Annotated in this window: 8 protein-coding genes and 3 pseudogenes; 2 read left to right on the forward strand and 9 right to left on the reverse strand. The window is 32.3% G+C overall.

Annotated elements, in window-relative coordinates; all coding sequences use genetic code 11:
* Both OKC24_RS18425 and OKC24_RS18430 read right to left on the reverse strand, forming a co-directional pair.
* Positions 1-159 (reverse strand): TIGR03643 family protein (locus tag OKC24_RS18425; RefSeq protein WP_265466164.1); only part of this gene is annotated, 159 nt, incomplete at its 3' end.
* Between the two features lie 182 nt (positions 160-341).
* Positions 342-480, reverse strand: a pseudogene (locus tag OKC24_RS18430) (hydroxyisourate hydrolase); the annotation flags it as partial.
* 3 nt (positions 481-483) lie between these two features.
* Here OKC24_RS18430 and OKC24_RS18435 point away from each other — a divergent pair.
* Positions 484-744 (forward strand): annotated as a pseudogene (locus OKC24_RS18435) (integrase core domain-containing protein); the annotation flags it as partial.
* 180 nt (positions 745-924) lie between these two features.
* Here the strand turns inward: OKC24_RS18435 and OKC24_RS18440 are convergent.
* The 7 genes from OKC24_RS18440 to OKC24_RS18470 form a co-directional block, all read right to left on the reverse strand.
* The gene (locus OKC24_RS18440; protein ID WP_029574381.1) at positions 925-1,104 is read right to left on the reverse strand and encodes a hypothetical protein; all 180 of its coding nucleotides are present in this window, start codon (positions 1,102-1,104) and stop codon (positions 925-927) included.
* A gap of 10 nt (positions 1,105-1,114) precedes the next feature.
* A complete protein-coding gene (locus OKC24_RS18445; RefSeq protein ID WP_010111322.1) occupies positions 1,115-1,408 on the reverse strand; it encodes a hypothetical protein in 294 nt (97 codons plus the stop codon).
* Positions 1,409-1,516: 108 nt separating this feature from the next.
* Positions 1,517-1,807, reverse strand: coding sequence for a hypothetical protein (locus OKC24_RS18450; protein WP_010111320.1), 291 nt, complete (start codon positions 1,805-1,807; stop codon positions 1,517-1,519).
* A gap of 68 nt (positions 1,808-1,875) precedes the next feature.
* A complete protein-coding gene (locus OKC24_RS18455; RefSeq protein ID WP_265466162.1) occupies positions 1,876-5,274 on the reverse strand; it encodes a tyrosine-type recombinase/integrase in 3,399 nt (1,132 codons plus the stop codon).
* On the reverse strand, positions 5,271-7,565 hold the full coding sequence (locus tag OKC24_RS18460) for a hypothetical protein (RefSeq protein WP_265466163.1): 2,295 nt from the start codon (positions 7,563-7,565) through the stop codon (positions 5,271-5,273). The genes OKC24_RS18455 and OKC24_RS18460 overlap by 4 nt, the downstream gene beginning before the upstream one ends.
* Positions 7,566-7,588: 23 nt before the next feature.
* The gene (locus OKC24_RS18465; protein ID WP_131262052.1) at positions 7,589-8,101 is read right to left on the reverse strand and encodes a hypothetical protein; all 513 of its coding nucleotides are present in this window, start codon (positions 8,099-8,101) and stop codon (positions 7,589-7,591) included.
* 216 nt (positions 8,102-8,317) lie between these two features.
* Positions 8,318-8,524 carry a helix-turn-helix domain-containing protein gene (locus OKC24_RS18470; protein WP_010111312.1) on the reverse strand — a complete coding sequence of 69 codons (207 nt, stop codon included), beginning with the start codon at positions 8,522-8,524 and terminating at the stop codon, positions 8,318-8,320.
* An 829-nt stretch (positions 8,525-9,353) separates the two neighbouring features.
* Here OKC24_RS18470 and OKC24_RS18475 point away from each other — a divergent pair.
* Positions 9,354-9,890, forward strand: a pseudogene (locus OKC24_RS18475) (IS21 family transposase); the annotation flags it as partial.
* Positions 9,891-10,061 lie beyond the last annotated feature (171 nt).

Raw genomic sequence — 10,061 nt, forward strand, 5'->3', positions numbered from 1 at the left:
CCACATTTTAAAGCTACTGGGTTTCATATTTTGCCGCATCAAGCGGATTACCGCCGCTTCATTCAAACCGAATTCACGTTGAATAGCTTCAAATGGGGTTCGATCTTCCCAAGCCATTTCGATAATTCTGGATAAGTCTTCTTCAGAAAATTGATTCATGCCATTCTCATTTTTAATCACCATGAAACTTCAATAAGCCTTATAAACTCATTTACATAACTTGATTTAACTTTAATATGACTAAAAGCATAACAATACGATCATGAATTTTTTGTGATTTTTCTCTAGTTTTACGAACTCAGCACAAATAAAAGGGCTAGTTAGACCAGCCCTTTTAAGTCTTAGTTACCTCTATAAGTCGAATATCCATAAGGACTTAAAAGTAGATGAATATGATAATGGCTGACACTTCCATCCACTTTAAAAATGATAGGAACTTCAGGAAAGAAAGTATCTTGATTATTTTTTAAACCAGTCCTGCAAAATTTACGAGCATCAGTCGGTAAAACTGGTGATTCATACGATAATGCTCTGGCTGAAACGGTGAATGGCTTATACAAAACAGAGGTGATTGAATATTTAAAAGCAGATTGGCAAGGTTTAGCAGATGTACAACTTGCGACATTAAAATGGGTAGATTGGTTCAATAAAGAGCGTGTACATAGTGCAATTGGTTATGTGTCACCTTTTGATTTTGAAGCAATGTACTATGATAAAATTAATCCGTTAGGTCAGGTAGCCTAACTTAAATAAAAAGGCTCCGACAAACCCGGTACGGTTCAGTTTTAAAAACTCAATCCTCAAAAAACTCATTGATATCTTTCTCAGTTCTCACTTTCTTCATGGGAAGTTTATTTGCTGCTTTTANAGCCTAACTTAAATAAAAAGGCTCCGACAAACCCGGTACGGTTCAGTTTTAAAAACTCAATCCTCAAAAAACTCATTGATATCTTTCTCAGTTCTCACTTTCTTCATGGGAAGTTTATTTGCTGCTTTTAGTATCTTCATAATATGTTCATCCCTTCTTATTTCATCTTGCTGATCTTTTTTTGAGGATTCAGTGGCTATTTTTGCACTATCATTAGAAAAAAAATGATCTAACATAATATATACCTCACTCTACCGATTGCTTAGTGTCTTGAGCATTCTTAATCGAAGACGAACTATCAATTAAAGAATGCCCTCGTCTTAAAGCCAGTTCTTTTTGTATTTCTTGATCTGCGGTACTTGTATCGCCATGTTTATGTATATATTCAGCTCTTTTTTCCATAAAGTCCCGCTCACGTTGCTGGACATCAACATTCACTTCATTATTTTGCTTTTGACGAGTAGCTATATAGTTATAGATACCAACGCCGCAAATTACGATTAAAAAGAAACTGAGTTGCTTCTTGATACCTCTGCTCACAAAACGTCCTTAAACTTAACTTTTCAACCAAAATTTAGATGAAATTATTGTGATTAATTCAAAAAAAACCAATAAATACTTACAGCTTATAGCTCAACACAAAAACCGTCACTCATCTCTTAGGTTAAAATCTTTATACTCATGAGCATTATCAGAAAATTTAGCAAAAAAATTATTCCAAAAAAATAGAAAATTTATTTTTTCTGCATTTTGAATAGGTTCAGGTTCTGCATATCCAATAATCCAAAATGGCGCTGTACTACAAATATTCTCAGGTATAAGTTTTTGCTGTGAAGCTGTTTCAGTACTGATAAGATATAAATTATCTTTTAGATGTACAACATGTCCTTTTGAGGCTTCTCGGATACAACGATCAGCATCTATATAGAAACATTTCATTGAGCATTCCTCCATTTTTTTAACTAGGCATCCAATTTCCATAATCGTTAAATTATTTAACGCTGCAATTAAGTCTTAGTTTGATTTATCTTCCATCTCCGATAGACGACTGCTAAAAATAAATCACTCAAAATTTTCTGGCAGGTATTATCTTTAAAATTGTTATTACTAATTTTCAGACTTATCTCTTTTTTCTTTTTAGCCAATTTCAACTCAGTTTCAATCTCCTTCCATGAAAGTTTAGATATTTTTATTTTTTCATGAAAAACTTGCTTATAAATGACCTTTAACTCGCGACAGAATTTACCAAAATCTTGATGCTCTTGTTTGCTTTGAATATACACTTCCATACGTGCATCTATAAGATGTACACGGTACTCAAAATAGTCAAGGATGAAATGATTTCTCATTAATATATTGAAAATTTTATAATTATTTTCAACTAGTAAATTACCTGTTCGATTTTTATCAATATACTTTAAGAGCTTGTCCAAAGTGTTATTTGGACTACAGTTTTCATCATGTTGAAAGTGACGATTTGCATAGAGTTTTACAGCTACATCACTCCCTATTGTACTTATTAAAGTATCCACCTCTCTACCTGATAGAGCGTTCAAAATATGATTGAAGCTTGCCATAAGCTGACGTCTTACCATCATGTCTTGATCTTCTTCGATCACCTCTTGCTCTGCGACATAAGTAATAAAACGATCTGGAAATATCATTTCTTGAATTATTCTCGAGCTTGAATTCAATTTTTCTACAATACTTTTTAGAGTAATTTTTTCTGTCACTTGCGATGTATTTAACTGTTTACTAAATAATTTAACCGGCAATAAAGCTCTGACTATTTTTGCAGGTACTTTACTCTCTTCTATACATTGCGCATCAGCAACCAATAATGGTCCAAAATGTAAATAATGATTTACCGTCATTTCAATAGAAGAATGCCCCATAAGATGAGCAAGCTTCCTCCATACATCAGTACGAACATCAGCATGATCTAGACTATAAAGTAGATAGCTTTTAATTTTGTGAACTTGTTCTGGTGAATAATCAGTCCAAGACCTGATCAATGAATCTGTTCCTTTCAAAATTAAGGAAAGATTAGTCGCAGCAGTGTGCCTAAAGCTGTGAAATGAATAGTCGTGTCCTTGGTTCAACAATAACTGATCAAATATCTTCTTAATCAATTGACTCACAGATCGAGGTGAAATACTCCCACCCTCTTCAGAGAAAATCAAACAATCTTTGGCACCTAATGTATTTTGATTAATAGGCACCTTCATTTTTTTGTTAATCAAATGAATAACTGACATTAACTCAGCTTTAGTCAGTAATTGATCCAGGCACATTCCCCGTTTTGCATTAGTGGTTTTAATCTGACGAGTATAATTATTGTGGATAAAAATTTTGCAAATTTCATGTTTTTCATTGATAAAATAATAGTGAGGATCATAACCAATTGTTTTATATTTAAAATTTATCATAGCTAAATCACTTAACTTTAATCCCAAAATTTCATTGAGTCTTAGCCCCGTTCTATACGCAAGGGTACAAATGACTTTAAGTATGTTCTTCTGGTCTTTGGTCAACTGAGTTTGGACAGCTATTAAATTTTTAAATTGATTAAACATTACTGGAGTAACATAGGACGTTCTACACACTTGCAAATCAGTTGATTGCAGTTGATCTAAATAATTAACACGAGGAGCACCAAAATTACGTATTAAGCTATTGTGAAATTTTTTTAGATTACTTACCGCATGCCCATAACTATTATGTTTAATCTCCCTCCCATTTTGTGAATGTTTTCTGTTTTTCTTGCTACGATCGCCAATGGATTTGACAGCCAAAATATGACTGTAGATCTCTTCAAATTCTTCTTCATCTATGGCTTGAAGGTCTAAATCATTACTCACAACATATAGAAAAAGTTCGTCAATAAATGATGATTTATAGGTATCTAAAGAACTCAGCTTAATACCTTTTTTATTTTTACCAGAGTCAATCGATTTTATTTCTTTCAGGCACTCCAAATACCAAGTAATCACCACAATCTGAACACTAACAAGAGCGATATCTTTTGACGAGCTATATTGCTGGGAAGAATAACTGTTTTGAAGCAAGTTAAGATCCTTTGAAAATTCAGCTATAACTTCACTCACACTCACGTTATTAACATCCAAGTTTCTTACTAAACTCTTTTTAATATCTGCGGCACAGTGATAATCAGTATTCAAATTTCGAATCTGCTCCAACTTAGCCTTCTTCAATTCCGTATAGTAAAAATTATCTACAACAGCTTGATTGATGCTCTTTTTTTTAGACGTCTGAGTACTGTGATGTTTATCAATTCCTTCCAGTGCTTTTAAGGATGAATAAGAAAGCGCCGAGTAATTAAAAACTCCCTTAGATAAAGCAATAAGAAAACCATCTAATGTATTTTTCGTTCCAAAATATTGCACGTAATCTAAATGATCAAAAAGCTTATATCTATTCTTTGAAAAAATTTTAATAACAGCATGTTCGTGATCTACATCTTGTAAGCCCGATAAGATTTTTTGATCTAACATTTCCCTATTTAGATTGATTATAGAATCAATCAATTGCACCAATTCTTGATCTACTTGTCTTTTTTCTGGTTGTGTTTCTAACTCAATCTCGTTTACAAGTCGAATCAACATCAAAAAACTCATTGGGGTCAGATAAATTTGTTTAACTTGGTATGATTTTTCATCGTAAATTAAATTTGCATAAGACGAATTTTCTAGAGGATAACTATATAAGCAAGCAAATTTTGAAATATCTTTACCATATACAGATACAAGACCACCAGATAATTCAAATGGGGAAACTCTATCATTCGAATATGTTTCCCTCACTGATTTTAAAATTGAGAGCAAATCAGCTCGTGTCCGACATCCACAGTCAAAAATGAGAGCCAATAAGAACTGACGAAGTAGAAATTGTTTTTGTTCGAATGTCGCATACGGATTGAATTTACTTGTCTTAAGCCAATGCGGTAATTGCTTTTGCCAAAAATCATGCAGCTTTAGCTTAAAATCATGTAATTCCCTTCCACTCTGCAGTTTAGTTTGCGTAGATTCAATATCTTTGATATTAGGTGGGAAAGAGCTGGTTTGAATCAGTGGTATATCATAATTACCAGCCAACCATTGTATCTTTGATTCAACCTCATGTTTATTTTGAACACATAAATCTGACCAATATTGCCATCCAGCTTTTAACTCATCAGCATCCAATTTTAGTGATTTGAAGTATTTATTAACTTTGGCTCTCGCCTTATATATCTTCTCTTTAATTTTATCGTCAAGCTTAAGCTTTAAATTATGCTCCACAACCTCTTCAACTAGCATATTTGAAATACTTTCAAATATGCTCTTTGCCATAGATTCCAATTCTTGCTTTAATTTTGAAAATCTCTCTAATTTTTCATTATTCATAAAGAAATCCCCACAGATATGAGTTCAAGATCTTTAAAAAGCTTGCTTAAAGCATCCTGAATTTGAGTTTTGTAAGCATATGGCTGTAAAGATGATGATTTAGAAAATCCAATTTCACCTTGTTGATCATGCGCATACCATGACTTGAAAACTGCATCTGGCAAATCAAGGGTATTTCTTACAAAATGTCGAATCCAATTGGGGTATAACGGCCCTATTTCAGGGAAGTTCCGTGCAAGGTAAGAAGCCACATCTTTCTGAGTTAAAGGACTTATTTTTATATTCATGAATCCTGCATTTTTCTTCCAATAATGAAGATAGTAGTTATCCTCACTTTTAGTTAACATCCCTGAATCCATAAGGTCTATAATGAATTTTTCATAAAGCTTTAATTCGTTAGCAAAAAATTCAGTCAGTGGTGAAAAGCGGCCATGACGTCGTGATTGGCTATTTTTATCATGAATGTAGACTATGCCTGTAATGAAGTCATAGTTCTCCTTGATACTCGATGCAGCAATTGCTGGGCGTGCTCCTGAGGATAAAAGACAACAAATCCAAATCCAGACACTGAAAGCATTAAATCGTTCTTCAATTGATTTCTTATCCCTCAATACCTCAATGACCTGGTTGTTCAGTGAATTTAAGAATTTTTTCGCCTGATTAAATGACCAAGCTCGCTGACTTCCTACACGTTCATCACTTTTAGCTTGAATGAATTGAGGACGATCTAGCACATGACTCTCATGTTTATTCTGAAACCAAAGCCATACGTATTTCTCATACGAATCATTTAACTGTTTATAAGAAAAACCACCGTATGCCAGATCAGGTTGATGTGAAACTTGTTTACCAATGAGAAAATTCTTTTGTAAATCATCTTCACAAATTCGATGTAAATGAAATGAAAGCTGCGAGGCGATATGAGTAACAGATAGATTTCCAATACAATAACCAAAGAAACACTCTTTCAAATACTGATTAAAATCGGTGTTTGTATAGCCACTTAGTTGCGCTTTTTTGATTCGATCAATCCACATTGCAGGAATTTGGAATGTCCAACTGGAATGTTTATTCTGCCTATTTCCTTTTTTTGCAATTTCTCCCTCCAACTTTTTATTAACATCGGCATCGACGGTCCATAAATAATAATCACGACCAGAAGAATGTTTTAATTTCTTAATTTCAAAAAAGTAATCAATATATTGAAAGACAACAGCACTCATTCCTGTACATAATGACATTAAGAAACAGGCAGCCATGGCAGATTTTTCTATGTCTTTATTGTTCTGTAGTTCGTCATGTAAGACCTGATAAATAACTTTCAAAAAAGGTGGGTCAATATAATAAACATTACTCACAGTCGGTTCGTGTACATGATCGAGGTATCGACGCAATACTTGATGATCAACAAAAGAGGATACTCTGCGTGTACTCTCATCTTGACTAAAATCATATTCACGTTTTTTTATATCTTCATTTTCATCATCATCATCCTTTGCACGAGCATCCGAATAATCCGAGAAGCCTTCTGTGATCAAAGGTGGGGCAATGAAACTTAAAATAGAAACCTCTGTTTCCTCAAGTGAGGGTTGAGCTTTTTTTCTATTCACCTGTACTTTTTCATCATAGTAGAGATTTTCAACAGCCACCCTATATTCATCTAAATAGCGATTTAATGATTTTTCAATCTGATTATTTTTCTGTGCATTGAAAACTAGACAAGTAGCAATTGTTCGGTCTTTGTGATGTTTAGCATAATTACTAAATTCTTTTTTCGAAAGCTTTAATGGATCAACATCTATAATTGCTCTAAAATAGAAAACAAGATTGGTTAATACATCATCTACACATTTATCAAAGTTTTTACCCACCACTCTAAGTAATAAGTACAATGTATAGTTTATTCTTTGGACTTTTAATTCTGAGTCATCAAGCTTCAAAAGCAATCCAGACAAAAACATTACATAATTTAAAATTTCAAAAGTTTTATTATTTATCTCAATTCGAGTACCATTATTTAATTTTTTAGAATTATTGCATAGCATCGAGACACTCAAAAACCCCAATATATGCTTATATTTAGTTCTTTGCTGATATCTGCAAATATTAAAATACAACATCTCACAGCGATCTATTAGAATTTCAAAACTATCTTTATCTATAAAACTCAAATGAAAATCTTGAACATATTCAAAATTTAAAACCGCTATTCTTTCACTATATCCAGAAATTTTTTTCTCAAAATCATTACAATTATTTTCAAGATCTTCCTGATTTAAAATTTCACTCATTTTAATTAACTCCAAAATAACTCTTAATATTCATTAAAATTCTTAGGCAATTTAAAAAATTTCACAAAATCACTTTTATATAATTTTTCATGATTAGAATATCCACGTTTTTTAAACACCTCCTTATTAATATAAAACCTTATTTCCGTCTTATCTTTTTGGTTTAAATATTCAAAAATCCTGTTAAATAAATAATTTCTTGATTCCTTCTTAATTGAAGCACTTTTTAAATAATGAAAAAGCTCGAACCAAAAAACATAACTTGTTTGAGCCTCAACCCATACCTTCTGATCTTGCTTGATCGAATCCGGTAAATAAGCACATGCTGTTTTAAAACATTCAAGATCGTCACTGATTCGTTTAGCAATTGAAGTAAGTATTTGGCCTTGGACCTTCTTTTGCAGGGTTACACTAGAGCCAGTTTGATTAAGTACAGTCTTAAGTATGTCCAATTGAGTTTTTTCAACCACAATCTTCGAGTGACTCGTACTACGATGTTTGACTTTTTGCTTTGATTTTGAATATTTTTTGGACATTATTAACTCCAAATCCTACCCTATAAAAATTTCATTAAGACTTTTTTTGAGCATGACAAAGCCTAGAGCCTAAATCTAAATCCAATTTAAACTGATGATATTTCTTAAAAAATAGGTATATAAATTTTATGGATGAGATAGTATTTCTTGTTATTGTGTGCTTTTTACCTCTAAATAGAGCGAACGCCAATAGCATGAAAAACTATCTCAATTTTTCTAGACTTCTTCTTTGACACAAGCAAATTTATAGACTTCTGCTTTACTCCATCGAAGACTGCGACCATGCCTAATAGGACTTATTGGTCCGTTTTCATACAATGCCCATTTACGTAATGTTTGTTCTGCATACCCTAATAAACGAGCAGCCTCACTAGTAGATAGCAATAATCTATCTTGAGTAATTTGTTTAACTTTATGTTTCATGTTGATTAAGATATCTGGTTTAATACATTTACATAAAACTAAATTTTTTAATTAATTTATATATATATATATCTGATTTTTTTATGATCCTATACTACTAAATAAAATTTTAAAAATTAACAAAACAATTATAATATTGATTTATATAAGATATTTTTAAAAAAAGTATGAAACTACAAAAGTAAAACGAGTACCTTCTTAAGGACAGTCAATCACATCTATCTTCAACACCACTCAATTCAGAAGAATTACCATACATAACCACCTTATAAAGCTCAATTCATTATCCACTTTCTTATTAAATTTAAAATATCAATCAATAAAATATATAAATTTATAATTTTTAAACAACTAATAAAAAATATTCACAATCTTATTGAGTAAATGAAATTTTATAAAAAAACTATTATATTAGACCTCTTGCGAAAGTATCGTTTACCTAATTTTTGAACTGGCTAAAACCTTATTAAATGTAGCTTTAGACTGTTTAAATTTTGACTAACGCAAGAAGTCTATTAAACACATAATTTTAATTATCATTTAGTAATGAGAATTTTTTTAGCTATGGTGCTCAAACCAGATTATTTAAAAGTACAATTTCCTAATGAATAAGCTTATACCTAAAATTTATCATACAATTAATTAACCCCATTATGACAACATCTCAATAGGTTAAGTTAATATATCAATTGGGTTTAATTATAATATTTTAGCGGCAGTGTAAAATATCCCTCTAGCGGCATTTAAAAACTGCCACTTAGTTAATATAGTAGTCATTTGGAACTGCTCAAATATGTTAACTTTGGAGCAAGAAGTTACAGTTTAAACACTGTATAAACAAGGTTTATTTAAGGTAATGAGTTGAGAACTTGCGGAATCTAAAAATACCGTGCGTAAATATTTACAGCAAAAGTCCACACTACAGTATCGGCTTACAACCTAGAATAAGTATTCTTGACTTATATAAACCTTATTTTCTTGAACGCGTAAATACTCCTTATCCTTAATGGATTCCTGCCGTTGTACTCTACCAAGAAATTTTAGAGCTTGGATATCTAGGAAAGGTCAGGATCGATCTTAAGGGAATATCTTGCAACATTATAACCAGTCACCATACTGAAACCCTAAACTGCTCGACTGTGCTAAAAAATATGGCTTTCGCCCCAGCATATGTAAGCGCTACTCTGCACAAATCAAAGATAAAGTTGAACGCTTTAATGGATACCTCAAATCAAGCTTTATTGTGTTATTAAAAGCAAGCTTGAAGACTTCGAGTTTACTGTTAGATGTTGATTGTTACCAATGGCCCCCTATTGGCCGGTGGCTGCATGAAACCGCTGTCAATCAGCGGATTCATGCCACTACTGTCAACAACCTAGTCAACCGTTCATGGAACAACTGTATTAATGGCTCAACCAACACCATCTAACGCGGCTATCGAGTTCTCTAACTGTTCGAACGATCAACTAAAGCTTAAAACGCTGGCAGGCACTCAGAGATGGATCCGGAAATTTGAACAACTCCTATAAGTGATACT

This window comes from Acinetobacter entericus, from assembly GCF_026168575.1.
GTDB classification, from domain to species: domain Bacteria; phylum Pseudomonadota; class Gammaproteobacteria; order Pseudomonadales; family Moraxellaceae; genus Acinetobacter; species Acinetobacter bouvetii.